Source organism: Bradyrhizobium sp. MI1.7, from assembly GCF_055811795.1.
Window position 1 is genome coordinate 85091 of record NZ_JBVVPO010000029.1, and the last position, 23611, is coordinate 108701.

Consider the following 23611-nt stretch of genomic DNA (forward strand, 5'->3'; position numbering starts at 1 on the left):
CAAACATACCCCGCCCCCGCTACCTTCAATTGTTAATAATGTGTCCATTTGGGCGGGCTCGCCGCCCCCGGGGGCCGCCCCCCGCCGGCCCCGCCCGACCCAGTATTCCAGAGGCAGCAATGGGTTACGGATAGGCCGCGGCGTACTGGATTCCCCGCTTTCGCGGGGAATGACAACGGAGCAAGGGGAACGGTCGAGGCCCTACCGCCCCGCCAAGCTCAGCAGATACGGCTTCGGGTAAATCCCCCTGTTATGCCCATCCGAAAACGAGATGTTCAGCCCGTAGCCGAGATCGCCGATCTCGGTGATGGCGATGCCGGCAAAGCGTTCGGGGAAGCGATCGTCGAAGCGGGCGCGAGTGCAGTGAGCGCATTTGCAGGAGAGACGGAGCTGCTCGGCGGTGATTCCGACCACGTCGTCCTGCGTGGTGCGCACGACGAGCGTCGCGAGATCGGCGCTCGCTTCGTAGTCGGCCACCGTCGGTGCCACCAAGGTCATGGTCATGACGAACCTCCAGCTTCTTTCTATGTCGACGCGGGCGAGCGTGAATAGCAACTAATTGCCGGCGCGGATGCGTGGCAGGGGCCGTCGTCTGCCTCCTCTTCAGTCATCACCTGCGAAATGTGAAACTAATCGACCGGGAATTTCACTTCCGAATTGCCGGACTCTGCTCTCTCCGAAACCTTGTGCGCCAACGACGGCTGAGGAGAGAGCATGAGCGCATTTCAGAAGGAAACGGTTTTGTCGGTCCGGCACTGGACCGATAGCCTGTTCAGCTTCACGGCGACGCGCGATCCGGGCTTCCGTTTCCTGAACGGCCAGTTCGCGATGATCGGGCTGGAAGTCGAGGGCAAGCCGTTGATGCGCGCCTACAGCATGGCGAGCGCCAATCACGAGGAGGCGCTCGAATTCTTCTCGATCAAGGTGCAGGACGGTCCGCTGACCTCGCGTCTCCAGAAGATCCGGGAGGGCGACATCATCCTGGTCGGCCGCAAGGCGACGGGCACGCTGATCACCGGCAACCTCATCCCGGGAAAGCGCCTGCTGCTGCTCTCGACCGGCACGGGCCTCGCGCCCTTCGCCAGCCTGATCAAGGACCCCGACGTCTACGAAAATTACGAGACCATCGTGCTCGCCCATGGCTGCCGCCAGGTTTCGGAACTCGCTTATGGCGAGCACCTCGTCAACGGCCTGCGCAATCACGAGTTCTTCGGGCCCCTGATCCGCGACAAGCTCGTCTACTACCCGACCGTGACCCGCGAACCGTTCAAAAACCGCGGCCGCATCACCGACCTGATCGCCTCCAATCAGCTGTTCGACGACATCGGCCAGTCCGGTCTCGATATCGAGACCGACCGCATCATGCTGTGCGGCAGCCCGGCGATGCTCGAGGAACTCCCCGCGATGTTTGCCGCGCGCGGCTTTGTCGAGGGTAACCACAGCCAGCCCGGCCATTTCGTCATCGAAAAGGCTTTTGTCGAGCGCTGAGGCGCAAATCGCGGCCCGGCGACAACTAATTGCTATCGCCGGAACGTCCCCTGAACAAATCTGATGCAAAGGCGCCGGACCTGCCGGCGAACCAGGAGCAAGCGATGGCACTAGATGAGATCGTCGACGGACTTTCGGAGGTTTCCTGCGATGTGCTGGTGATCGGCGGCGGCACGGCCGGCCCGATGGCGGCGCTGAAGGCGAAGCTGAAGAACCCGAAGGCCAATGTCGTCCTGCTCGAAAAGGCCAACGTCAAGCGCTCCGGCGCGATCTCGATGGGCATGGACGGGCTCAACAACGCCGTCATCCCCGGCTACGCGACGCCGGAGCAGTACACCAAGGAAATCACCATCGCCAACGACGGCATCGTCGACCAGAAGGCGGTCTATAAATATGCGCAAAACTGCTACAAGATCATCGAAGAGCTCGACAGTTTCGGCATCCGCTTCCTCAAGAACGAGAACGGCGACTACGCGGTCAAGAAGGTGCACCACATCGGCACCTATGTCCTGCCGATGCCGAACGGCGAGACCGTGAAGAAGGCGCTCTACCGCCAGCTCCGCCGCGCCCGCATCCTGATCTCCAACCGCTACATGGCGACGCGGCTGCTGAAATCCGCCGACGGCCGCATCGCCGGCGCGATAAGCGTCAACACCCGCACCGCCGAAATCCTGGTGATCAAGGCCAAGGCCGTGATCCTCTGTATGGGCGCCGCCGGCCGCCTCGGTCTGCCGACCTCCGGCTACATGTTCGGCACCTACGAGAACGCCGCCAATTCCGGCGACGGCTATGCCATGGCCTATCACGCCGGTGCAGCGCTGGCGAACCTCGAATGTTACCAGATCAATCCGCTGATCAAGGATTATAACGGCCCGGCCTGTGCTTATGTCGCCGGTCCGTTTGGTGCCTTCACCGCCAACAACGAGGGATCGCGCTTCATTGAATGCGACTACTGGTCCGGCCAGATGATGCTGGAGTTCTACAACGAGCTGCTGTCAGGCAAGGGCCCGGTGTTCCTCCAGCTCAAGCATCTCCATCCCGACACCATCTCGGAGATCGAATCCACGCTGCACAAGGTCGAGCGTCCCACGCGCGGCCTGTTCCAGCAGGGGCGCGGGGTCGATTACCGCAGCGAGTCGATCGAGATGCACATCTCCGAGATCGGCTTCTGCTCCGGCCACAGCGCCTCCGGCGTGTTCGTGGACGACAACGCCCGCACGACGGTGCCCGGCCTTTACGCCGCCGGCGACATGGCGAGCGTCCCGCACAATTACATGCTCGGCGCCTTCACCAACGGTTCGGTTGCCGGCATCGATGCCATGGAGTTCGCCGACAACCACGACTTCGCGGAATTCGACGCGGCCGATGTCGCCAGGGAGCGCGACCGCGTGCTGGCGCCAACGAGGCGCGAGGACGGCATTCCGCCGAACCAGGTCGAGTACAAGACCCGCCGCCTCGTCAATGACTATCTCCAGCCGCCGAAGGTCACCTGCAAATACGAGCTCGGCATGCGCCGCCTCGCCGAGACGCGGGAGGACATGCAGGAACGCATGATCGCGCGCAATGCGCACGAGCTGCTTCGTGCGCTCGAAGTGCAGTCGATCATGGACTGCGCCGACATGGCGGTGCATGCCTCGCTCTACCGCGAGGAAAGCCGCTGGGGCCTCTATCACTGGCGCACGGATTTCCCGGAGAAGGACAACGAGAACTGGTTCTGCCACACGCTGCTCTCGAAGCAAAACGGCAAGATGACCAGCGAGAAGCGCGCCGTGGAGCCCTATGTCGTCCCGATCGCCGACGACGAGAAGGACCTCTACGACAAGCAGCGCATCCGCGCCTCCGCCTGATCCACCGCAACATCGCAACAGGAGACATAAAATGCCTCTCGCGTCCTATCAGACATCGGTTCCGGTGGTCGTCGACGACGCCAAATGCATCGCCGACAAGGGCTGCACCGTCTGCGTCGACGTCTGTCCGCTCGACGTGCTTCGCATCAGCGACATGACCGGCAAGGCCTACATGGCCTACGACGAGTGCTGGTACTGCATGCCCTGCGAGGCCGACTGCCCGACCGGCGCCGTCACCGTCAATATTCCCTATCTGTTGAGGTGATCATGTCGAGCCCGTTCGAATCCTACGACGATCTCGAAGACGCCGACGAGCGGCTTCAGGCCGCCGATCCGGCCGAACGCCGCGTCGCCATCATCGCGCTCGGCCATTCCGGCGATCCCGCCGCCGTCGCGCTTCTCGCCAACATGGTCGCCGATCCCGATGCCGGCGTGCGCCAGCAGGTGGCGATGGCGCTTGGCGAGTTCGACGGGCCGGAGGCTGCGAATGGGCTGGTCAAGCTGCTGGTCGATCCCGAAAGAATCGTGGCGGCTGCCGCGGCCGACAGCATGGCCGAATTCAAGGATCCCGCCTGCGCTGAAGTCATTCTTCCGCTGGTCAAGCACGCCCACGCCTTCGTCCGCATGGGCGCGCTGCGCGCGCTGAAGGAGCTGCGCTGCAAGGACACGCTGAAGCCGGCGCTGGAAGCGCTCCTGGATCAAGATGCGGCCGTTCGCGTGCAGGCGATCGGCGTGATCGGCTTCCTCAAGCTGGAGGAATCCATCCCCGCGCTGACCGCGCTGATCAACGATCCTGACGCCCATGTCCGCCGCGCCGCAGTGAGCGCGCTGGCCTTCTCGCAGCTGAAGCCCGCGGCCGAGACGATCACACGCGGGCTGAAGGATTCGGACTGGATGGTGCGCGAGATGGCCGCGGAAACGCTGGGCCTCAACGTCAACGGTTCGCTCGCGGCCGATCAGCTTGTCGGCGCGCTCGCCGACGAGTTCTGGCAGGTGCGGCTGAAGGCGATCCGCAGCCTCGGCAAGATGAAGATCGAGCGCGCGGTACGCCCGATCGGCAATTGCATCAAACACGACCAGGCCAATTTGCGGAAGGAGGCGGCCGCCGCGCTCGGCGAGATCGCCCATCCCGACGGCGAGGCGTTTCTGGCCGTCATCGCCGACGATGCCGACCCTGACGTCCGCAAGAACGCGCGCTGGGCGCTCCAGCAGATCGCGGCGCGCAAAGCGCGAGCAGGCGCATAAAGGCCCGGGCAGGGGCATAGCGGCTCTTCGCTGCCGGTCTGGACTTCCCCTGCCAGACGTTTATTGGTCTTCGCCAATGGGATCGGCTGCTATTTCAGCGTGGCCGATCCGAGAAAGAGCGAGGACGCGGCCATGACGACACTGTCTGTAAAAGATCTTCTCCCCGAGGATGGAACGAAGGGGACGCTGGTCGGCCGCGTCTGGCTGCCGCAGGCGAACGGCCCGGCCGTTGTCGCCGTCCGTGGAGACGGCGTCTTCGACGTCACCGCCAAGTTTCCGACCGTCAGCGCGCTCTGCGAGGAAGACAATCCGGCCAAGGCGCTCGCCGCGGTCAAGGGCGAGCGCATCGGCGATCTCGAAGCGATCGTGGCCAACACGGCGCCAGATGGGCGCGATTCGAAAAAGCCGTGGCTGCTTGCGCCCCTCGATCTCCAGACCCTGAAGGCCGCCGGCGTCACCTTCGCCATCTCGATGCTGGAGCGCGTCATCGAAGAGCGCGCCAAGGGCAATCCGGCCTCGGCCGAAGCGATCCGGAAAGAAGTGACGCGGCTGATCGGCGACGATTTGTCGAAGCTCAAGCCGGGCTCCGACCAGGCGATGCATTTGAAGCAGGTGCTGATCGATCAGAACGCCTGGAGCCAATATCTCGAAGTCGGTATCGGTCCGGATGCCGAGGTCTTCACCAAGGCGCCGACGCTGTCGTCAGTCGGCACCGGCATGGATGCCGGCCTGCATCCGAAGTCGACCTGGAACAATCCTGAGCCCGAGCTCGTGCTGTTCGTCTCGAGCCGCGGCAAGATCGTCGGCGGCGCGCTCGGCAACGACGTCAATCTGCGCGACTTCGAGGGGCGTTCAGCGCTGCTGTTGTCGAAGGCCAAGGACAACAACGCCTCCTGCGCGATCGGGCCGCTGCTGCGCCTGTTCGACGACACCTTCACACTCGACGACGCCCGCAAGCTCGACATCAGCCTGAACGTGAAGGGCGCGGACGGTTTCGTTCTCGACGGCCATTCCTCGATCAGCATGATCAGTCGCGATCCCACGGACCTCGTCGAGCAGACGATCGGCAAGGTGCATCAATATCCCGATGGCTTCGTGCTGTTCCTCGGCACGATGTTCGCACCCGTCAAGGATCGCGATGCGCCGGGGCAGGGGTTCACCCACAAGCGCGACGACATCGTCACGATCGCAGCACCCCAGCTCGGCAAGCTCATCAACCGCATGCGCACCAGCGACGAGTGCGAGCCCTGGACGTTTGGAATCGGCGCGCTGATGAAGAACCTCGCGCAACGGAAGCTGATTTAGCTCCGCTACCCTTCGCCTCTCCCCGCACCCGGGGAGAGCCGGATTGCATCGAAGATGCAATCCGGGTGACGCGGACTCTCCGCGAGTCGATTTGGTCGACCTACGCCGAACTCTATCCACACCGTCATTGCGAGCGCAGCGAAGCAATCCAGAGTCCCTGCGTGGACAGTTTCTGGATTGCTTCGCTGCGCTCGCAATGACGCGGAGGAGAGATTGCGGGCCGCACATATTCCTTCATCTCCCCGTTGCATCCACGGAACAAAATCGCGCTGGGCGTGTCATTGAACCGTCCATCCCGCCAAATCGAAGTTTCGCGCGAATAGTCAAATAATATGACTAGTCGGAACTCATCTTCCGTGAAATAGTCCCTCCCGCCGCCTCAAAGGCCGGCCTGCGGGTGCCATGCTACCGATCGGCGCTCGAGATAACACAAGATGACTTCTTGGGAGATACGCCTGATGACCCTCAAAGCCCTCTTTGCGGCCAGCGCCACGGCCGCGTTGCTGCTCGCGCTGCCGGCCAGCGCCGCCGAGCTCACCATCGGCTTCTCGCAGATCGGATCGGAATCCGGCTGGCGCGCGGCCGAGACGTCGGTCTCCAAGCAGGAGGCTGCCAAGCGAAAGGTCAATCTCAAGATCGCCGACGCGCAGCAGAAGCAGGAGAACCAGATCAAGGCGATCCGCTCCTTCATCGCGCAGAATGTCGATGCGATCTTCCTTGCACCTGTGGTCTCGACCGGTTGGGACTCGGTGCTGAAGGAAGCCAAGGAGGCCAAGATCCCGGTCGTGCTGCTCGACCGCGACATCGATCCCTCCGGCAAGGAGCTCTATCTCACCGCCGTGACCTCGGACAGCGTGCATGAAGGCGAGGTTGCCGGCGACTGGCTGGCCAAGACCGTTGGCGGCAAGGCCTGCAACGTCGTCGAATTGCAGGGCACGGTCGGCGCCAGCGTCGCCGCCAACCGCAAGAAGGGCTTTGACACCGCCATCGCCAAGCATGCGAACCTCAAGGTGGTGCGCAGCCAGACCGGCGACTTCACCCGCGCCAAGGGCAAGGAGGTGATGGAGAGCTTCATCAAGGCCGAAGGCGGCGGCAAGTCGATCTGCGCCGTCTATGCGCACAATGACGACATGATGGTCGGCGCGATCCAGGCGATGAAGGAAGCCGGCCTCAAGCCGGGCAAGGAGATCCTCACCGTCTCGATCGATGCGGTCCCCGACATCTTCAAGGCTATGGCCGCCGGCGAAGCCAACGCCACCGTCGAGCTGACGCCGAACATGGCCGGCCCCGCGCTCGATGCCGTCGCGGCCTTCAAGGACAAGGGCACGGTGCCGCCCAAGTGGATCCAGACCGACTCCAAGCTCTATACAGCGGCCGACGATCCGCAGAAGATCTACGACAGCAAGAAGGGCCTCGGTTACTGAGGCGGCGCCGCGCTGGACCGCTCCCCCGTGGTCCGGCGCTCCCCCTTCGAAACCGCTGCGCGAACGAATAGGCTGGGTGTCCGCGGCATAAGCGGACGCCGGTGGGAGTGACGTCGTTATGGAGAACAGCCCCGATCCTGCTCCTTCCCTGCTGGAGGTGCGTGGGATCAGCAAAAGCTTCGGTGCTGTGCGTGCGTTGCAGGAGGTCGACTTCACGCTTCGTGCCGGCGAGATTCATGCGTTGCTCGGTGAGAACGGCGCCGGAAAATCCACGATGATCAAGGTGATCACCGGCGTATTCCCTCGCGATGCCGGCATTGTCCGGCTCGGCGGCGAGGAGGTCGCGCCGCGCTCGGCCAAGGCCGCGCTCCAGGCCGGTATCGCCACCGTCTACCAAGAGGTCAATCTGCTGCCGAATCTCTCGGTCGCGCAGAACCTGTTCCTCGACCGACAGCCGATGCGCTTCGGCATCGTACGTGAAGGCGAGATGCGGCGTCGCGCCAAGGCGCTTCTCACGGACTTCGGCCTCGATATCGACGTCGCCGCGCCGCTCGGCAGCTATTCCGTCGCCATCCAGCACGTCACCGCGATTGCGCGGGCCGTCGATCTCTCCGCGCGCGTGCTGATCCTGGACGAGCCGACCGCGAGCCTCGACCGTCACGAGGTCGAGATTCTCTTCGGCATCATGCGCCAGCTCGCCAAGCGCGGCATCGGCATCGTGTTCGTCAGCCACTTCCTCGATCAGGTCTACGAGATCTCCGACCGCATCACGGTGTTGCGCAACGGCCGCCTGGTCGGTGAGCGCGAGACCGCCTCGCTGCCGCGGCTCGAGCTGATCCGGATGATGCTCGGCCGCGAGCTGGCCGAGACCACCAGCGCCCGCGCGTCGGCGGGAGAGCATCAGGCGCGCGAGGTCTGCGCGAGTTTCGAGAACTACGGCAAGGCCGGCTATGTCGCGCCGTTCAATCTCGAGCTGCGCCATGGCGAGGTCGTGGGTCTCGCCGGCCTGCTCGGCTCGGGCCGGACCGAGACGGCGCGGCTGGTGTTCGGCGCCGAGCGCGCCGATGGCGGGCAGGCGAGGGTGGAGGGGGCGCCCGTGCGGCTGCAGTCGCCGCGCGACGGCGTGCGCCACGGCTTTGGCTATTGCCCGGAGGAACGCAAGACCGACGGCATCGTCGCCGAGCTCACCGTGCGCGAGAACATCGTGCTCGCGCTCCAGGCCAAGCGCGGCCTGCACCGGCCGCTGTCGCGCCGCGAGCAGGACGAGATCGCAAGCCGCTACGTCAAGATGCTCGACATCCGCCCGCCCGATCCGGAGCGCGCCGTGGGGCTGCTGTCCGGCGGCAATCAGCAGAAGGTGCTGCTGGCGCGCTGGCTCGCGACCTCGCCGCGCCTCCTGGTGCTGGACGAGCCGACCCGCGGCATAGACGTCGGCGCGCATGCCGAGATCATCCGCCTGATCCGCGAGCTCTGCGACGACGGGCTGGCGCTGCTCGTGATCTCCTCCGAGCTGGATGAGATCGTGACCTATTCCGACCGCGTCGTCGTGCTGCGCGACCGCGCCCATGTCGAGGACCTCGCGGGCGAGGCGATCGACGTCGGCAACATTCTCGCGGCCATTGCCGCCGATGGAGCCGCTGTCGCGCATGAGGGCCGGGCATGACAGCGCTGTTGCCGCGCCGCGGCCTTGCCCAGATCCTCGCGTTGATCGTCATCCTGGCGGTTGATCGCATCGTGTCGCCGCAATTCTTCGATCTGCGCCTTCAGGACGGCCGGCTGTTCGGCAGCCTGATCGACGTGCTCAACCGCGGCACGCCGGTGGCGCTGCTTTCGCTCGGCATGGTGCTGGTGATCGCGACGCGCGGCATCGATCTGTCGGTCGGTGCGATCATGGCCATCTCCGGCGCGATCGCGGCGAGCCTTGCCGACACTCACAGTCTGGCCGTGGTCCTCGCGGCCGCGCTCGGCGCTGGCCTGATCTGCGGGTTGTGGAACGGATTTCTCGTCGCGGTGCTCGGCATGCAGCCGATCGTGGCGACGCTGATCCTGATGGTGGCAGGACGCGGCATCGCGCAGCTCATTACCGAGGGGCGTATCGTGACCTTCTCCTCGCCGGATCTGGTCTGGCTTGGCAATGGCGCGGTGCTCGGCGTGCCGATGCCGGTCGTGATCGCCTTGGGCATGCTGATTCTCACTGGCGCGGTGGTACGCGGCTCGGCGCTCGGATTGCTGATCGAGGCAACCGGCGGCAACGCGCGGGCGAGCGAGCTTGCTGGCGTCGGCACGCGTGCGATGATCCTGGCTGTCTACGTCTGGTGCGGCATCTGCGCCGCGCTCGCCGGCGTGATCGCGGCGGCCGACATCATGGGCGCCGATGCCAACAATGCCGGCCTCTGGCTCGAGCTCGACGCCATCCTCGCGGTGGTGATCGGCGGCACCTCCCTGTTCGGCGGCCGTTTCAGCCTCGTGCTGGCCGTGCTCGGTGCGTTGATCATCCAGACCATGAACACCGGCATTCTGCTGTCCGGCTACCCGCCCGAATTCAATCTGCTGGTCAAAGCGGTGGTGGTGATGACGGTGCTGCTGCTGCAATCGCCGAAATTTTCAGGGGTTGCCGGCATCGCCGCGCGGCTGCGGAGGTCCAAAGCATGAAAGGCCTGCCGCCCGTCCTCATCACCGCCATCGTGCTCGTTGCCGGCTTTGCGCTCTGCGCCGTGCAATTCCCCAACATCGCCTCGACCCGCGTGGTCGGCAATCTCCTCACCGACAACGCCTTTCTCGGCATCGTCGCGACCGGCATGACCTTCGTCATCATCTCCGGCGGCATCGACCTCTCGGTCGGCTCGGTGATCGGTTTCACCACGGTGTTCGTCGCGCTTGCGATCGAGCGCTGGGGCGTGCCGCCGCTGCTTGCCTTCGTCGCGATCCTCGCGCTCTCGGCGGCCTTCGGAGCGGCGATGGGCGCGGTGATCCATGTCTTCGACCTGCCGCCGTTCATCGTGACGCTGGCGGGGATGTTCCTGGCCCGCGGCGCGAGCTTCCTGCTCTCGACGGAATCGGTGCCGATCACCGCGCCGGTCTATTCCACCGTGTCGGATTTCGCGCTGCGGATGCCCGGCGGAGGGCGATTGACGGCGATTGCCATCATCATGCTCGTGATCGTGATCGGCGGCGCCTTGCTGCTGCATCTCACCCGGTTCGGCGCCAATGTCTATGCGCTCGGCGGCAGCCGGGCGACCGCGAGCCTGATGGGCGTTGCCGTCGGCAAGATGACGGTGAGGATCTACATGCTGTCGAGCCTGCTCGCGGGCATCGCCGGCATCGTGTTCTCCTTCTACACTAGCGCCGGCTATTCGCTCTCCGCCGTCGGCGTCGAACTCGACACCATCGCGGCCGTCGTGATCGGCGGCACGCTGCTCACGGGCGGGCAGGGCTCGGTGATCGGCACCTTCCTCGGCGTGCTGATCCAGGGCCTGATCCAGACCTACATCAATTTCGACGGAACGCTGTCGAGCTGGTGGACCAAGATCGCAACCGGCGTGCTACTGTTCGCCTTCATCGCCTTGCAGCAGGGGCTGGTCGCGCTCGCGCGGCGGCCGGCGGCGAAGCGCGCAGGAGCAGCCACATGACGTCGCGCATCGTCGTCATCCCGACGCGCCGGGCTCACTCCAACCATGCGGAAGTGGCCCGCTCGATCGGCGTCGACATCATCGCCGGCCGCTACGCCGAGGGAACGCGCCTGCCTGGTGATGCCGAGATGATTGCGATGTTCGGCGTGTCGCGGCCGGTGCTGCGCGAGAGCGTGAAGACTCTGGTCGCCAAGGGGCTGCTCACCACCAAGGCCCGCGTCGGCACAGTCGTACGCGAGCGCGCCGCCTGGAACATGTTCGACGCCGACGTGCTGGCCTGGCATCTGGATGCCGGCATCGACAAGCGTTTCCTCAACGACCTCGCCGAGATTCGCCTCGCGGTCGAGCCGCGTGCGGCCATGCTGGCGGCGGCGCAGCGGTCCGAGGACGACCTCGCCGAGCTCCGTCGTTGCATGGACCGCATGCGGTTTGAGGCTTCCGATTCCGTCGGCTTTGCCGACGCCGACCTCGCGCTCCATGTTGCGGTGGCGCGTGCTTCGGGCAATCTGTTCATGCGTTCGATCGGCCACGTCATCGAGGCCGCCCTGCGCGCCTCCTTCCTGCTCAGCGCACCGGTCGAGCCGGAGGACCGCGACACCGTGCTGCTCTGGCACCAGAAGATCGTCGATGGCATCGCCGCCGGCGACGCCCAGACCGCCTCGGAAGCGATGGTTTATGTCATTCACAACGGTATGCGCCGCCACGAGGCCGAGGCGCTGCCGTCCGCGGATATTGGAGAAAAAGCGTGACCGAACTTCGCATTGCCATCGTCGGCTTCGGCAAGATCGCGCGCGACCAGCATGTCGGTGCGATTGCTGCGACGGCGGGCGCGACGCTCGCGGCCGTCGCGAGCCGCAACGCATCGCTGCCGGGCGTGCCGCATTTTGCGACCATCGAGGAACTGCTGGAAAAGGGACCGCCGATCGATGCCGTCTCGCTCTGCACGCCGCCGCAGGTACGGCGCGCCCAGGCCGCCGCGGCGCTCGCTGCCGGCAAGCACGTGATGCTGGAGAAGCCGCCCGGCACCGGCGTCGCCGAGCTCGACCCGCTGATCGCGATGGCGGAGGAAGCCAAGCGAACGCTGTTTGCGACCTGGCATTCGCGCTATGCTCCCGCGGTCGAGCCGGCGCGCGAGTGGCTTCTCACGCGGCAGATCAAGTCTGTGCACATCAACTGGAAGGAAGACGTTCGCGTCTGGCATCCCGGGCAGGGCTGGATCTGGGAGCCGGGCGGGCTCGGCGTGTTCGATCCTGGCATCAACGCGCTCTCGATCCTGACCCGTATTCTGCCCCGGCCGGTGTTCGTCACCGCGGCCGAGCTGGCCTTTCCAGCCAATTGCCAGGCCCCGATCGCCGCGAACCTGACGCTGACCGACATTGGCGGCCTGCCTGTGACCGCCGAGTTCGATTTCCGCCAGACCGGACCGCAGAGTTGGGATATCCTCGTCGAAACGGACCAGGGCCAAATGACGTTGTCCGGCGGCGGCCGGCGCATGGCGATCGACGGCAAGACCGTTGCCGAGGCGCCGGACCAGGAATATCGCGAGCTGTACGGGCGCTTCGTCAAGCTCACCGCGACCGGCGCGCGCGACGTCGACCTGGCGCCGCTGCGTCTCGTTGCCGATGCCTTCCTGCTCGGCAAGCGTAACATCGTCGAACCGTTTGTGGACTGAACATGGCTGGCTCAAAAATAACAAAAGACATCTTCGGAACGCTGCCGGACGGCCGCAACGTCGAGCGCATCGTGCTGCGCGGGGAGGGCGGGTTCGAAGCCCGCATCATCACCCATGGCGCGGTGATCCAGGCGCTCATCGCACCGGACGCCAAAGGCGGTTACGACGACGTCGTGCTCGGCCATGACGCGTTCGCCGGTTATCTCGCCGAACGAAAGTTCTTCGGTGCCACCGTCGGCCGCTACGCCAACCGCATTGCCAACGGACGATTTTCGCTGGACGGCGAAACGGTGCAGCTTCCGGTCAACAACGGTCCGAATGCGCTGCACGGCGGCCTCGACGGGTTCGATCGCAAGCTCTGGGAGATAGCCGCCATCGATGACGGCGCGGAGCCGGGCGTCACGCTCACCTATTCGAGCCCGCATGGCGAAGAAAACTATCCCGGCCGGCTCGACGTGCGCCTGACCTATCGCGTCACCGGCCCGGCCGAGCTGTCGTTGACGATGGAGGCGCGAACCGACCGTCCGACCATCGTCAACCTGACCAATCACAGCTTCTTCAATCTGGAAGGCGCGACCTCAGGCACGCCCATTCTCGACCACAAGCTGACGGTCGCCGCCGAGCATTTCCTCGCCATCGATCCCACCGCCATTCCGTTGCCTGAGCCGCCGCGCGCGGTGGCCGGAACGCCGTTCGACTTCCGCGACGGCGAGGCCGTCGGCGCGCGCATCCGCGAGAGCGATCAGCAGTTGCGGAACGGCAAGGGCTACGACCATACCTACTGCCTCGGGCGTGACGGCAAGCTTGCTTTCGCGGCCCGGCTGGAGGCGCCGCGTTCGGGGCGCATCATGGAGCTCCTGACCAATCAGCCCGGCCTTCAGGTCTATTCCGGCAACTATCTCGACGGCACGATTTCGGGCAAGGGCGGTAAGCTCATCCGGCAGTCGGATGCCATGTGTCTCGAGCCGCACATCTGGCCGGATGCGCCGAACCGGCCGGATTTCCCGAGCCCGCGCCTCAATCCCGGCGAGGTCTACCGCCATCACACGGTCTATCGCTTTGGAGTGAGGACGCCATGATGGAAGAGGTGCCGACCTCGGTTCTCTCGGACGATCCATGCCATCTCGGCGAGGGGCCGACCTATGATTTGAGCAGCGACACGGCCTGGTGGTTCGATATCCGTGAGGGGCGGCTGTTCGAGGCCCATCTCGGCAGCGGCAGCATTCGCGTCCACGCGCTCGGCCGGATGGCGAGCGGTCTCGGGCGCATCGACGCCGAGCGCCAGTTGATCGTCGCCGAAGACGGCCTCTACGTCCGCAAGCTCGCTGACGGCGCGTTGACGCTGGTCTGTCCGCTTGAAGCCGACAATCCCGGGACGCGCTCCAACGATGCCCGTGTGCATCAGTCCGGCACGTTCTGGATCGGCACCATGGGCCGCAATGCGGAAGCAGGAGCCGGCGCGATCTACGCGTTCCATCGCGGCAAGATCTCGATGCTGTTCCCCCGCATCACCATTCCCAATTCGATCTGTTTTTCACCTGATGGTGCGACCGGCTACTTCGCCGACACCGCGCGCGCCGTGCTCTACGCCGTTCCGCTTGATCCGGCGACCGGCTTGCCGCGAGGCGAGCCGGACGTTCTGTTGCGCCACACCGGCATCGGGGGCCTCGACGGCTCGGTGTGCGACGCCGACGGGCAGATCTGGAACGCCTGCTGGGGTGCGGGCCGGGTCGATGTCTACTCTCCGCAAGGCGAGCGCCTGCGCTCGCTGCGCGTGCCGGCAAAGCAGTCGAGCTGCCCGGCCTTCGTCGGCCCTGATCTGTCACGCCTCCTCGTCACCTCGGCCTGGCAGGATATGGACGCGGCGGCGCGCGCTGCCGATCCGCAAGCCGGCTGCACTTTCCTGTTGCAGGCATCTGCGCGTGGCCGCGCGGAGCCTGACGTCAAGCTCGCATAGGAGGCTCGAAGCCGCACACGACCAACGTTCTCGACGAAACGAAGAAACAGTCTGACACCCAAGGGAGTAAAACATGCTGAAACTGAAGACGACATTCCTCGCGCTGGCGCTGGCCGGCGCAGCGACGATGGCCTCAGGCGTCACCGCCTCCGCCCAGGATAAGGCGACGGTCGGCATAGCCATGCCGACGAAATCGTCGGCGCGCTGGATCGACGACGGCAACAACATGGTCAAGGTGCTGAAGGAGCGCGGCTACAACACCGATCTGCAATATGCCGAGGACGACATCCCGAACCAGCTCTCGCAGGTCGAGAACATGGTAACCAAGGGTGCGAAAGCGCTGGTGATCGCCGCGATCGACGGCACCACGCTGTCCGACGTGCTCAAGCAGGCGAAAGCAAAAGGCATCACCGTGATCGCCTATGACCGCCTGATCCGCGGCACGCCGAATGTCGACTATTACGCGACCTTTGACAATTTCCAGGTCGGCGTGCTGCAGGCGGAATCGCTCGTGCAGGGGCTCGGCCTCAAGGACGGCAAGGGCCCATTCAACATCGAGCTGTTCGGCGGCTCGCCCGACGACAACAACGCCTACTTCTTCTACAACGGCGCGATGAGCGTGTTGAAGCCGTACATCGACAGCGGCAAGCTCGTCGTCGTCTCCGGCCAGATGGGCATGGACAAGGTCGCGACGCTCCGCTGGGACGGCGCCACCGCACAGGCGCGCATGGACAATCTGCTCAGCGCCTACTACGGCAACAAGAAGGTCAACGCGGTGCTGTCGCCCTATGACGGCCTCTCGATCGGCATCATCTCATCGCTGAAGGGCGTGGGCTATGGCAGCGCCGGCCAGCCGATGCCTGTTATCTCGGGTCAGGATGCCGAGGTGCCCTCGATCAAGGCGATGCTGCGCGGCGATCAGTACTCGACCATCTTCAAGGACACCCGCGACCTCGCCAAGGTGACCGCCGACATGGTCGACGCCGCACTCGCCGGCAAGCAGGTCACCGTCAACGACACCAAGACCTACGAGAACGGCGCCAAGACGGTGCCGTCCTATCTCTTGAAGCCGGTCGTGGTCTACAAGGACAATTGGGAGAAGACTCTGGTCGACAGCGGCTACTACAAGAAGTCGCAGTTCCAGTAAGCTTCTTTCTTTCCCCTCTCCCCGCTTGCGGGGAGAGCCTCTTCTCCCTCTCCCCGCAAGCGGGGAGAGGTGAACTAGCAGCGATCGAGGGATGTGAAATCATGACCGTCATGCTGGAGATGCGCAACGTCAGCAAGAGCTTTTCAGGCGTGCAGGCTCTGCGTGACGTGAACTTCTCGGTCGAGGCCGGGCAGATCCACGCGCTTGTCGGCGAGAACGGTGCCGGCAAATCCACACTGATGAAAGTGCTCAGCGGCGTCTACCCGGCCGGCAGCTACGAGGGCACCATCGTCTTCGAGGGCGAGGAGCGCCGCTTCCGCGACATCAACGATTCCGAGGCGCTCGGCATCATCATCATCCACCAGGAGCTGGCGCTGATCCCGCTGATGTCGATCGCGGAGAACATCTTCCTGTCGCATCCGCCGTCAAAATTCGGCGTCATCGATCGCGACGAGGTCTACCGGCGCACGCGCGAGCTGCTCGCGCAGGTCGGCCTGAAGGAATCGCCGGATACGCTGATCACCGACCTCGGCGTCGGCAAGCAGCAGCTGGTAGAGATCGCGAAGGCGCTGTCCAAGCGGGTGCGGATGCTGATCCTGGACGAGCCGACCGCGAGCCTCAACGAGGCCGACAGCGCCGCGCTGCTCGAACGCCTGATGGCCTTCCGCGAGCAGGGCATCGGCTCGATCCTGATCTCGCACAAGCTCAACGAGGTGGCCAAGGTCGCCGACCACATCACCGTGCTGCGCGACGGCCGCACCGTCGACAGCATCGACTGCCGCAGCGAGCCGATCCAGGAAGACCGCATCATCCGCAGCATGGTCAACCGCGATCTCGCCCATCGCTTTCCCGAGCGCAGCGCGAAGATCGGCGCGCCTGTCCTGACCGTCGAGAACTGGTCGGTCTATCACCCCATTCATCCCGAGCGGCAGGTGATCAAGAACGTCAATTTCGGCGTGAAGCGCGGCGAGGTCGTCGGCATTGCCGGGCTGATGGGCGCCGGCCGCACCGAGTTTGCCATGAGCCTGTTCGGCCGCTCCTGGGGCACCACTATCAGCGGCCGGATCCGGCTCGAGGGCAGGGAGATCGTGCTGCCGAGCGTCGCGGCTGCGATCGACGCCGGCCTTGCCTATGTCACCGAGGACCGCAAGCAGCTGGGCTTGATCCTGGCCGATGACGTCCGCAAGAACATCACGCTCGCCAGCCTCGACCAGGTCGCACCCGGCCGGGTGATCGACGACATCGCCGAGCTGAAGGTTGCCAGCGACTACCGGAGCCGCATGCGCATCCGCTGCTCCGACGTGTACCAGGAGACCGGCCAGCTCTCCGGCGGCAACCAGCAGAAAGTGGTGCTGTCGAAATGGCTGATGACCGATCCCAAGGTCCTGATCCTGGACGAGCCGACCCGGGGCATCGATGTCGGTGCCAAATACGAGATTTACTGTATCATCAACGAGCTTGCGGAGGCCGGGCGCGGCGTCGTGGTGATCTCCTCGGAGATGCCCGAGCTGCTCGGTATCTGCGATCGCATCTGCGTCATGAACGACGGCGCCTTCGTCGGGGAGTTCAAGGGCGCAGAGGCGACGCAGGAGAAGATCATGCGCGCCATCATGCGCAACGAACGAAGCAACGGAAACGGCGTGCCTGAGGCCGCGGAGATGGGAGGATTGCAGCCATGACCGACAAGACGGTGTCGCTGCCCGAGGAGCGCCGGACCGGCAGCTTCATCAAGAACAATTTGCGCAATTACGGCATGCTGATGTCGCTGATCGCGATCATGCTGTTCTTCCAGGTCATGACCGGCGGCACGCTGCTCCAGCCGCTCAACCTGACCAATCTGGTGCTCCAGAACAGCTACATCGTCATCATGGCGCTCGGCATGCTGCTCGTGATCGTCACCGGCCATATCGACCTCTCGGTGGGGTCGGTCGCGGGCTTCGTCGGCGCGGTCGCCGCCCTGCTGATGGTGACGTACAAGGTCGACTATACGCTCGCCTTCATCGCCTGCCTCGTGGTCGGCGCTGCGATCGGCGCGGCGCAGGGCTATTGGGTCGCGTATTTCAAGATACCATCTTTCATCGTGACCCTGGCCGGCATGCTCGTGTTCAAGGGACTTGCGCTGGCGGTGTTGCAGGGGCAGTCGCTCGGGCCGTTTCCGCCGACTTTCCAGAAACTGTCATCGGGCTTCATTCCGGAGTTCCTGCCCGAAGCGGGCACGCTGCATCCGACCTCGATGCTGATCGGCGCCGTGCTGGCGCTGGGGCTGGTCTATGCCAGCGCCAAGAGCCGCGCGCGCGAGCAGTCGCACGGCATCGAGGTTGAGCCTTACGCGTTCTTCCTCGGCAAGAGCGTGGTGCTGGCCTGCGCCGTGCTCTACTTCACCTACCTGATCGCGACCTATCGCGGCCTGCCGAACGTGCTGGTGATCATGAGCGCCTTGATCGCGCTCTACGGCTTCGTCACCCGCCGCACCGTGATCGGCCGGCAGATCTATGCGGTCGGCGGCAACGCCAAGGCGGCAAGCCTGTCGGGCATCAAGACCGAACGGTTGACCTTCCTCACCTTCGTCAACATGGGCGTGCTCGCGGCTCTCGCCGGCCTCGTCTTTGCCGCGCGCCTCAACACCGCGACGCCGAAAGCGGGCCTCGGCTTCGAGCTCGACGTCATCGCTGCCTGCTTCATCGGTGGCGCCTCGGCCTATGGCGGCGTCGGCCGCGTCGGCGGCGCGGTGGTCGGCGCCATGATCATGGGCGTGATGAACAACGGCATGTCCATCCTCGGCATCGGCATCGACTATCAGCAGGTCATCAAGGGCCTGGTGCTGTTGGGCGCGGTGTGCATCGACGTGTATAATCAGCGGCGGTAAGCGCAAAATCACGTCGCGGGGGAGGCTCTGGCGCCGCCCCGCCAGGCGACTACAATTTTCGTCAATTTCGATCATGGCATCGCGACCGGAACCGATGCCTCGCGATGACCATGATTTGGGGGCTAGATCCGGGGGTGCCGAGCAGGGCACGGGCAGGGCAGCACCAGTGGCGGCTCATATCCACGAGATGACAGACGATGAATTTGAGGGCCGGCTTCGCATCCTCTTGCGCATCGTTTCCGCCTGCACCCTCGGGCTAGGCTCCTTTGCTGCAGGTTTATTGATCGGCGCCTTTGTTCTGTTTTGAACGAGGCGATTCACTCCAGAGCCTCGGAGCGAGAGGCGCCGGCGCGTCTTGTTGATCTAGATCAACCGATCGCCAATTCCGTGCTAATCTCATGTGGTCGACGCAAGGGACCACGGGGAACCTGAGTGACGAGTACAGTGAGGTCATCGCCGGCTTCGGAAGTGATGCTGGTCTCGACTTTGCCGGCGTTGCAGCTGATCTACGACACCGCCCCGATCGGGTTGGCCTGTCTGTCGCCGGACTGCCGCTATTTGCTGATCAACCAGCGTCTGACCGAGATCTGCGGCATATCCATCGAAGGCCATCTTGGACATACGGTCAGGGACTGCGTGCCGGCCCTGGCGGGTTCCGTCGAGCAGATTGTGCGCTCGATCGTCGCGACGGGCGAGCCCGTGATCGGTATCGAGGTGGCGGGGCAGCGGGCCGATCAGGTCGAGGAGCGTTCCTGGGTTACTTATTGGCACCCGCTGCGAATGCCGGATGGCGAGATTGTCGCGGTCAACGTGGCGGCGGAGGAGATCACCGAACGCAAGCGCGCCGAGCGGGAGATTCACAGCGCCAGGGACGCCGCCGAGACCGCGCTTCGCCATCTGCGCGATATCCAGGACACCCTGATCGAGGCGGAAAAGCTGGCGGCGCTCGGGCGCATGGTTGCCGGTGTCGCGCACGAGATCAACACGCCGCTCGGCAGCAGTCTGACGGTGGCATCGACGCTCCAGCGCAAGGCGGAGCAGTTCGCGGCGGAGGTCGCGCGGGGTAATCTCAAGCGCTCGACACTGACGGGGTTTCTGGAACTGGTCAGCGATGCGTCGGCGCAGCTGGTCACGAATCTCGGTCGCGCCGCCGAGCGGGTGCAATCCTTCAAGCAGGTGGCGGCTGACCAGACCGAGTCACTTCGGCGCAGCTTCGACGCAGGCGAGCTGACCGGCCAGGTTCTGTCGCAGTTCGAGCGGCAGTTGCGGGTGCGCGACATCGCGTTCAGCCTCCACTGCGAAACGAATCTCGCCATGGACAGCTATCCCGGGCCTTTCGGCCAAGTGCTCACCAACCTCGCAGTCAATGCGATGACGCACGCGTTCTCCGATGGTGAGACCGGGACGATCAACGTCTCGCTCCGTGCGGTCAATGATGACCACGTTGAGCTGCTGTTTGCTGATGACGGCTGCGGCATGGCTCCCGATGTGGAACGGCGGGCCTTCGACCCATTCTTCACCACGCGCCGGCACGACGGCGCCAGCGGCCTCGGTCTGCATATCGTGCACAGCATCGTCGTCGACCGGCTGGGTGGGCAGCTCCGGCTCGAGAGCCTGCCCGGCGCGGGGACGCGGTTTCAGCTCATCCTGCCGAGAATAGCGCCCGACCGGCGATAGCTGATCGTCTCCTCATCGGTAGTGCCCGGCTACTGCGTCGTGAACAGCACCGTCGCGATCGCGACGGAGAGGCTCACCGCCGATACCGTCGCCACCGTCGACAGCACGCCCATGCGCCGGAGCGCGATGGCGAAGGCGATGATGATGGGTGTCGCGGTCATTAGCCCGATCTGTGCATCGCTCATGTCATTGCTCACCGCTCTTTGCGAACCCTGAGTCTGTTCGTACCGCGCTCCGGCGAGCGGGACGTTGCGTCGGCGCAAACATCTCCGCCGGTGGCCCCCCAGTTTGTCCTGCGACAAATTCCGAACTGGACGGTTGAGCTAAGTCTGGCCGGTGTCCTGATCCGGAAAGACGATGTCTGCGGCCGATTGCGAACAACAGGGAACCGGCTGGGGAATCTTGGAAGATCTCCCCGGCGATCCCATGATCTGGGTGCTGATCTTCAGCGAGCTCGTCGCCTTCGGCCTGTTCCTCGGCGCCTTCGTCGTTGCCCGGGCGATCCATCCCGTTGTGTTCGCGGCTGGGCAGGCGGCGCTCAACGCGAATCTCGCCGGCCTCAACACAATCGTGCTGGTGACCAGCGGCTGGGCCGCGGCGAGGGCGACCAGATCTGCGCGCGCCAGTGAAAAGCGGGCATCGCGCCGCTGGCTACTGATTGCCATGGCGCTCGGCGGCTTCTTCATCGCCATCAAGCTCGCCGAATATGCCGAGGAGATCGGTCGCGGCGTTGGCCTCGAGACCAGCCCGTTCTTCACGCTCTACTTCCTCCTGACCGGCTTCCATCTCCTGCACGTCTGCCTCGGCATCATCATCCTTGCCGTGGTCTGCCGCCGCGCCGAGATCTCGGGCGTCGAGACCGGCGCCGCCTTCTGGCACATGGTCGATCTGGTCTGGATCGTCATGTTCCCGATCCTCTATCTGGTGCGCTGATCATGCCCGGCCGTCTCGACATCACCTGGCTCGTGCTGATCGGCCTCGCGCTGGCGACGGTGCTGCTGCCACAGCTGGTGCCGAGACCGCTGCTCGGCGACGCTTTGTTGCTGACCTTCGCCGCCATCAAGGGCCGCCGCATTGCGCTTGATTTCATGGATCTCCGCGCGGCGCCGGCGCTCTGGCGCGGTCTGGTGAGCGCATGGATCCTCATCGTGGTGTTGTTTGCCTGGCTCGCCTCCGCCGTCATCGCATTGATCTGACGCCGTCAACGCAGCGCTCATTGCGCCCGGACAAAGACCCGTCGGCACCAATCGGCAAGATACAGCATCACTGCTTCCTCACGACTGGACTCACAACGGAAAGGACTGGCAATGGCTGAACGCCTGACCAAGTCGGCGGCTCGAAACGTCTTCTACGGCGGCTCGGCCTTCTTCTTCGCCATCTTCTTGGGGCTGACGGCGCACAGCCACTATTACATGGCCACGACTTCGACGGACGCGGCCACGCTGACGTCGTCGGTCGCGCGCGGCAAGCATGTCTGGGAGAAGAACTCCTGCATCAACTGCCACACCTTGCTGGGCGAGGGCGCCTATTTCGCCCCCGAAGTCGGCAATGTCTGGGATCGTTGGGGCGGCAATGAGGATCCGGCCGGTGCGCGCGAGACCTTGAAGGCCTGGATGCAATCGCAGCCCTCGGGCGCGGAGGGCCGGCGCCAGATGCCGCAGTTCAACCTCACTGACCAGGAACTGAACGATCTCGCCGACTTCCTGCAATGGACCAGCAAGATCAAGCGCCAGGAGTGGCCGCCGAACAAGGCCGGCTGACGCCTTCCTCTTTCAGGGCCTTGCCTCTTTCAAGACCTTGCCTCTTTCAAGACAGAGAGAACCCGAAATGAAATATCAGACCCAGAAAGTCGCGATGCTGTATTTCTACGGCGCGCTGACGCTGTTCCTGGCGCAGGTCCTGTTTGGCCTGCTTGCTGGAACCATCTACGTACTGCCCAACACGCTGTCGGTGCTGCTGCCGTTCAACATTGTCAGGATGATTCATACCAACGCGCTGATCGTGTGGTCGCTGATCGGCTTCATGGGCGCGACCTACTTCCTGCTGCCTGAGGAAACCGAGACCGAGCTTTACAGCCCGCTGCTCGCAAAGATCCAGTTCTGGATGTTCTTCGGCGCAGCCGGTGTGGCCGTGGTCGGCTATCTCTTCCACTACCACGAAGGCCGCGAATTCCTCGAGCAGCCCTTCATCATCAAGATCGGCATCGTGGTCGTCTGCCTGATGTTCCTGTTCAACGTGACGATGACGGCGCTTAGGGGACGCAAGACGACGGTCACTAACATCCTGTTGTTCGGCCTGTGGGGCGTTGCGATCTTCTTCCTGTTCGCCTTCTACAATCCGGCCAATCTCGCGGTCGACAAGATGTACTGGTGGTATGTCGTTCATCTCTGGGTCGAGGGCGTCTGGGAGCTGATCATGGCGTCCGTGCTCGCCTATCTGATGATCAAGCTCAACGGCATCGACCGCGAGGTGGTCGAGAAGTGGCTCTACGTCATCATCGGCCTTGCGCTGTTCTCGGGCATTCTCGGCACCGGCCACCATTTCTACTGGATCGGCGCGCCAGGTTACTGGCAGTGGATCGGCTCGCTGTTCTCCACGCTGGAGGTCGCGCCCTTCTTCACCATGGTGATCTTCACGGTGCAGATGACCTGGAAGGCCGGCCGCAAGCATCCGAACCGCGCCGCGCTGCTGTGGTCGGTCGGCTGCTCGGTGATGGCATTCCTCGGCGCCGGCGTCTGGGGCTTCCTGCACACGCTGTCGTCGGTGAACTACTACACCCACGGCACGCAGGTCACCGCCGCACATGGCCATCTCGCCTTCTTCGGCGCCTATGTGATGCTGAACCTGTCGGTGATGGCTTATGCGATCCCGCAAATCAAGGGACGTGCGCCCTATAACCAGTGGCTCAGCATGACCAGCTTCTGGATCATGTGCACGGCGATGATGACCATGACCTTCGCGCTGACCTTTGCCGGCGTGATTCAAGTCCATCTCCAGCGCGTGCTTGGCCAGAGTTACATGGACGTGCAGGACCAGCTTGCCTTCTTCTACTGGGTGCGGCTCGGCTCCGGCGTGTTCGTCGCGATCTCGGCATTGATGTTCGTCTGGGCGGTGCTGGTGCCCGGCCGCGAGAAGCAGGCGACTATCTCGGGCGCCCTGCAACCGGCCGAATAAACGCAAGGGGGGCGCCCCCGGGCGGGCCCCCGGGGAGCAAAATTTTTGGGGGGGCCCCCACACCCCCCCCCCCCCACCCCCCGGGGGGCCCCCCCCCCCCCCCCCTTTTCGAGTTCGTCATCCCGGAGCGGCGACGCCGCACCCGGAAAGTGTGATGGCTCAGGCCTTGTCGAACAGGGA

The 23611-nt window shown here is 64.4% G+C and carries 23 protein-coding genes; 21 read left to right on the forward strand and 2 right to left on the reverse strand.

Features of this window, described 5'->3' with window-relative positions; translation table 11 throughout:
• Positions 1 to 201: 201 nt before the first annotated feature.
• Positions 202 to 498, reverse strand: coding sequence for a gamma-butyrobetaine hydroxylase-like domain-containing protein (locus AC0L3X_RS24895; protein ID WP_063986540.1), 297 nt, complete (start codon positions 496 to 498; stop codon positions 202 to 204).
• Positions 499 to 714: 216 nt separating this feature from the next.
• Between AC0L3X_RS24895 and AC0L3X_RS24900 the strand changes: the two genes are divergently transcribed.
• The 17 genes from AC0L3X_RS24900 to AC0L3X_RS24980 all read left to right on the forward strand — a co-directional run bounded on the left by AC0L3X_RS24900 (position 715) and on the right by AC0L3X_RS24980 (position 20257).
• On the forward strand, positions 715 to 1488 hold the full coding sequence (locus AC0L3X_RS24900; protein WP_063984488.1) for a ferredoxin--NADP reductase: 774 nt from the start codon (positions 715 to 717) through the stop codon (positions 1486 to 1488).
• Positions 1489 to 1592: 104 nt separating this feature from the next.
• Positions 1593 to 3335: a fumarate reductase/succinate dehydrogenase flavoprotein subunit gene (locus AC0L3X_RS24905; RefSeq protein WP_063986539.1), complete on the forward strand. Its 1743-nt coding sequence runs from the start codon at positions 1593 to 1595 to the stop codon at positions 3333 to 3335.
• 31 nt (positions 3336 to 3366) lie between these two features.
• Entirely contained in the window at positions 3367 to 3600 is a 234-nt protein-coding gene (locus AC0L3X_RS24910; RefSeq protein WP_008141081.1) for a 4Fe-4S dicluster domain-containing protein, read from the forward strand.
• A 2-nt stretch (positions 3601 to 3602) separates the two neighbouring features.
• Positions 3603 to 4580 (forward strand): HEAT repeat domain-containing protein, encoded by a 978-nt coding sequence (locus AC0L3X_RS24915; protein WP_063984487.1) that lies wholly within the window; start codon positions 3603 to 3605, stop codon positions 4578 to 4580.
• Between the two features lie 132 nt (positions 4581 to 4712).
• Positions 4713 to 5885 (forward strand): fumarylacetoacetate hydrolase family protein, encoded by a 1173-nt coding sequence (locus AC0L3X_RS24920; RefSeq protein WP_063986538.1) that lies wholly within the window; start codon positions 4713 to 4715, stop codon positions 5883 to 5885.
• A gap of 458 nt (positions 5886 to 6343) precedes the next feature.
• A complete protein-coding gene (gene ytfQ, locus AC0L3X_RS24925; protein WP_063984486.1) occupies positions 6344 to 7309 on the forward strand; it encodes a galactofuranose ABC transporter, galactofuranose-binding protein YtfQ in 966 nt (321 codons plus the stop codon).
• 118 nt (positions 7310 to 7427) lie between these two features.
• Entirely contained in the window at positions 7428 to 8972 is a 1545-nt protein-coding gene (locus AC0L3X_RS24930) for a sugar ABC transporter ATP-binding protein (RefSeq protein ID WP_063984485.1), read from the forward strand.
• On the forward strand, positions 8969 to 9961 hold the full coding sequence (locus tag AC0L3X_RS24935) for an ABC transporter permease (RefSeq protein ID WP_063984484.1): 993 nt from the start codon (positions 8969 to 8971) through the stop codon (positions 9959 to 9961). Before AC0L3X_RS24930 ends, AC0L3X_RS24935 begins: the two co-directional genes overlap by 4 nt.
• Positions 9958 to 10938, forward strand: coding sequence for a galactofuranose ABC transporter, permease protein YjfF (gene yjfF, locus AC0L3X_RS24940; RefSeq protein ID WP_071915510.1), 981 nt, complete (start codon positions 9958 to 9960; stop codon positions 10936 to 10938). The genes AC0L3X_RS24935 and yjfF overlap by 4 nt, the downstream gene beginning before the upstream one ends.
• Positions 10935 to 11687 carry a FadR/GntR family transcriptional regulator gene (locus tag AC0L3X_RS24945; RefSeq protein WP_028150313.1) on the forward strand — a complete coding sequence of 251 codons (753 nt, stop codon included), beginning with the start codon at positions 10935 to 10937 and terminating at the stop codon, positions 11685 to 11687. The genes yjfF and AC0L3X_RS24945 overlap by 4 nt, the downstream gene beginning before the upstream one ends.
• Positions 11684 to 12610, forward strand: coding sequence for a Gfo/Idh/MocA family protein (locus AC0L3X_RS24950; RefSeq protein WP_063984482.1), 927 nt, complete (start codon positions 11684 to 11686; stop codon positions 12608 to 12610). Before AC0L3X_RS24945 ends, AC0L3X_RS24950 begins: the two co-directional genes overlap by 4 nt.
• A 2-nt stretch (positions 12611 to 12612) precedes the next feature.
• Positions 12613 to 13689, forward strand: coding sequence for an aldose epimerase family protein (locus tag AC0L3X_RS24955; protein ID WP_063984481.1), 1077 nt, complete (start codon positions 12613 to 12615; stop codon positions 13687 to 13689).
• Positions 13689 to 14567, forward strand: a complete 879-nt coding sequence (locus AC0L3X_RS24960; RefSeq protein ID WP_063984480.1) for an SMP-30/gluconolactonase/LRE family protein — start codon at positions 13689 to 13691, stop codon at positions 14565 to 14567. Before AC0L3X_RS24955 ends, AC0L3X_RS24960 begins: the two co-directional genes overlap by 1 nt.
• Positions 14568 to 14640: 73 nt before the next feature.
• Positions 14641 to 15714 carry a multiple monosaccharide ABC transporter substrate-binding protein gene (gene chvE, locus AC0L3X_RS24965; protein WP_063984479.1) on the forward strand — a complete coding sequence of 358 codons (1074 nt, stop codon included), beginning with the start codon at positions 14641 to 14643 and terminating at the stop codon, positions 15712 to 15714.
• Between the two features lie 101 nt (positions 15715 to 15815).
• Positions 15816 to 17393, forward strand: a complete 1578-nt coding sequence (gene mmsA, locus AC0L3X_RS24970) for a multiple monosaccharide ABC transporter ATP-binding protein (protein WP_063984478.1) — start codon at positions 15816 to 15818, stop codon at positions 17391 to 17393.
• Positions 17390 to 18580 (forward strand): multiple monosaccharide ABC transporter permease, encoded by a 1191-nt coding sequence (gene mmsB / locus AC0L3X_RS24975; RefSeq protein WP_063984477.1) that lies wholly within the window; start codon positions 17390 to 17392, stop codon positions 18578 to 18580. Before mmsA ends, mmsB begins: the two co-directional genes overlap by 4 nt.
• Positions 18581 to 19051: 471 nt before the next feature.
• Positions 19052 to 20257, forward strand: coding sequence for a sensor histidine kinase (locus AC0L3X_RS24980; RefSeq protein ID WP_084795230.1), 1206 nt, complete (start codon positions 19052 to 19054; stop codon positions 20255 to 20257).
• Positions 20258 to 20286: 29 nt separating this feature from the next.
• On the opposite strand, the gene AC0L3X_RS24985 is transcribed toward AC0L3X_RS24980, so the two are convergent.
• The gene (locus AC0L3X_RS24985; RefSeq protein ID WP_085965373.1) at positions 20287 to 20442 is read right to left on the reverse strand and encodes a hypothetical protein; all 156 of its coding nucleotides are present in this window, start codon (positions 20440 to 20442) and stop codon (positions 20287 to 20289) included.
• A 172-nt stretch (positions 20443 to 20614) separates the two neighbouring features.
• Here AC0L3X_RS24985 and AC0L3X_RS24990 point away from each other — a divergent pair, with 172 nt between their 5' ends.
• From AC0L3X_RS24990 to AC0L3X_RS25005, 4 genes are all read left to right on the forward strand, one after another.
• Positions 20615 to 21190 carry a cytochrome c oxidase subunit 3 family protein gene (locus AC0L3X_RS24990; RefSeq protein WP_063984475.1) on the forward strand — a complete coding sequence of 192 codons (576 nt, stop codon included), beginning with the start codon at positions 20615 to 20617 and terminating at the stop codon, positions 21188 to 21190.
• A gap of 2 nt (positions 21191 to 21192) precedes the next feature.
• Positions 21193 to 21453, forward strand: a complete 261-nt coding sequence (locus tag AC0L3X_RS24995) for a cytochrome C oxidase subunit IV family protein (protein ID WP_063984474.1) — start codon at positions 21193 to 21195, stop codon at positions 21451 to 21453.
• 111 nt (positions 21454 to 21564) lie between these two features.
• Positions 21565 to 22017, forward strand: a complete 453-nt coding sequence (locus AC0L3X_RS25000) for a c-type cytochrome (protein ID WP_063984473.1) — start codon at positions 21565 to 21567, stop codon at positions 22015 to 22017.
• Positions 22018 to 22084: 67 nt separating this feature from the next.
• Positions 22085 to 23431: a cbb3-type cytochrome c oxidase subunit I gene (locus tag AC0L3X_RS25005; protein WP_063984472.1), complete on the forward strand. Its 1347-nt coding sequence runs from the start codon at positions 22085 to 22087 to the stop codon at positions 23429 to 23431.
• Positions 23432 to 23611: the final 180 nt, after the last annotated feature.

Coding starts and splice junctions, on each gene's coding strand:
- AC0L3X_RS24895 (WP_063986540.1), bottom strand. CDS start 498: ATGACCTTGGTGGCACCGACGGTGGCCGACTACGAAGCGAGCGCCGAT.
- AC0L3X_RS24900 (WP_063984488.1), top strand. CDS start 715: ATGAGCGCATTTCAGAAGGAAACGGTTTTGTCGGTCCGGCACTGGACC.
- AC0L3X_RS24905 (WP_063986539.1), top strand. CDS start 1,593: ATGGCACTAGATGAGATCGTCGACGGACTTTCGGAGGTTTCCTGCGAT.
- AC0L3X_RS24910 (WP_008141081.1), top strand. CDS start 3,367: ATGCCTCTCGCGTCCTATCAGACATCGGTTCCGGTGGTCGTCGACGAC.
- AC0L3X_RS24915 (WP_063984487.1), top strand. CDS start 3,603: ATGTCGAGCCCGTTCGAATCCTACGACGATCTCGAAGACGCCGACGAG.
- AC0L3X_RS24920 (WP_063986538.1), top strand. CDS start 4,713: ATGACGACACTGTCTGTAAAAGATCTTCTCCCCGAGGATGGAACGAAG.
- ytfQ (WP_063984486.1), top strand. CDS start 6,344: ATGACCCTCAAAGCCCTCTTTGCGGCCAGCGCCACGGCCGCGTTGCTG.
- AC0L3X_RS24930 (WP_063984485.1), top strand. CDS start 7,428: ATGGAGAACAGCCCCGATCCTGCTCCTTCCCTGCTGGAGGTGCGTGGG.
- AC0L3X_RS24935 (WP_063984484.1), top strand. CDS start 8,969: ATGACAGCGCTGTTGCCGCGCCGCGGCCTTGCCCAGATCCTCGCGTTG.
- yjfF (WP_071915510.1), top strand. CDS start 9,958: ATGAAAGGCCTGCCGCCCGTCCTCATCACCGCCATCGTGCTCGTTGCC.
- AC0L3X_RS24945 (WP_028150313.1), top strand. CDS start 10,935: ATGACGTCGCGCATCGTCGTCATCCCGACGCGCCGGGCTCACTCCAAC.
- AC0L3X_RS24955 (WP_063984481.1), top strand. CDS start 12,613: ATGGCTGGCTCAAAAATAACAAAAGACATCTTCGGAACGCTGCCGGAC.
- AC0L3X_RS24960 (WP_063984480.1), top strand. CDS start 13,689: ATGGAAGAGGTGCCGACCTCGGTTCTCTCGGACGATCCATGCCATCTC.
- chvE (WP_063984479.1), top strand. CDS start 14,641: ATGCTGAAACTGAAGACGACATTCCTCGCGCTGGCGCTGGCCGGCGCA.
- mmsA (WP_063984478.1), top strand. CDS start 15,816: ATGACCGTCATGCTGGAGATGCGCAACGTCAGCAAGAGCTTTTCAGGC.
- mmsB (WP_063984477.1), top strand. CDS start 17,390: ATGACCGACAAGACGGTGTCGCTGCCCGAGGAGCGCCGGACCGGCAGC.
- AC0L3X_RS24980 (WP_084795230.1), top strand. CDS start 19,052: ATGCTGGTCTCGACTTTGCCGGCGTTGCAGCTGATCTACGACACCGCC.
- AC0L3X_RS24985 (WP_085965373.1), bottom strand. CDS start 20,442: ATGAGCGATGCACAGATCGGGCTAATGACCGCGACACCCATCATCATC.
- AC0L3X_RS24990 (WP_063984475.1), top strand. CDS start 20,615: ATGTCTGCGGCCGATTGCGAACAACAGGGAACCGGCTGGGGAATCTTG.
- AC0L3X_RS24995 (WP_063984474.1), top strand. CDS start 21,193: ATGCCCGGCCGTCTCGACATCACCTGGCTCGTGCTGATCGGCCTCGCG.
- AC0L3X_RS25000 (WP_063984473.1), top strand. CDS start 21,565: ATGGCTGAACGCCTGACCAAGTCGGCGGCTCGAAACGTCTTCTACGGC.
- AC0L3X_RS25005 (WP_063984472.1), top strand. CDS start 22,085: ATGAAATATCAGACCCAGAAAGTCGCGATGCTGTATTTCTACGGCGCG.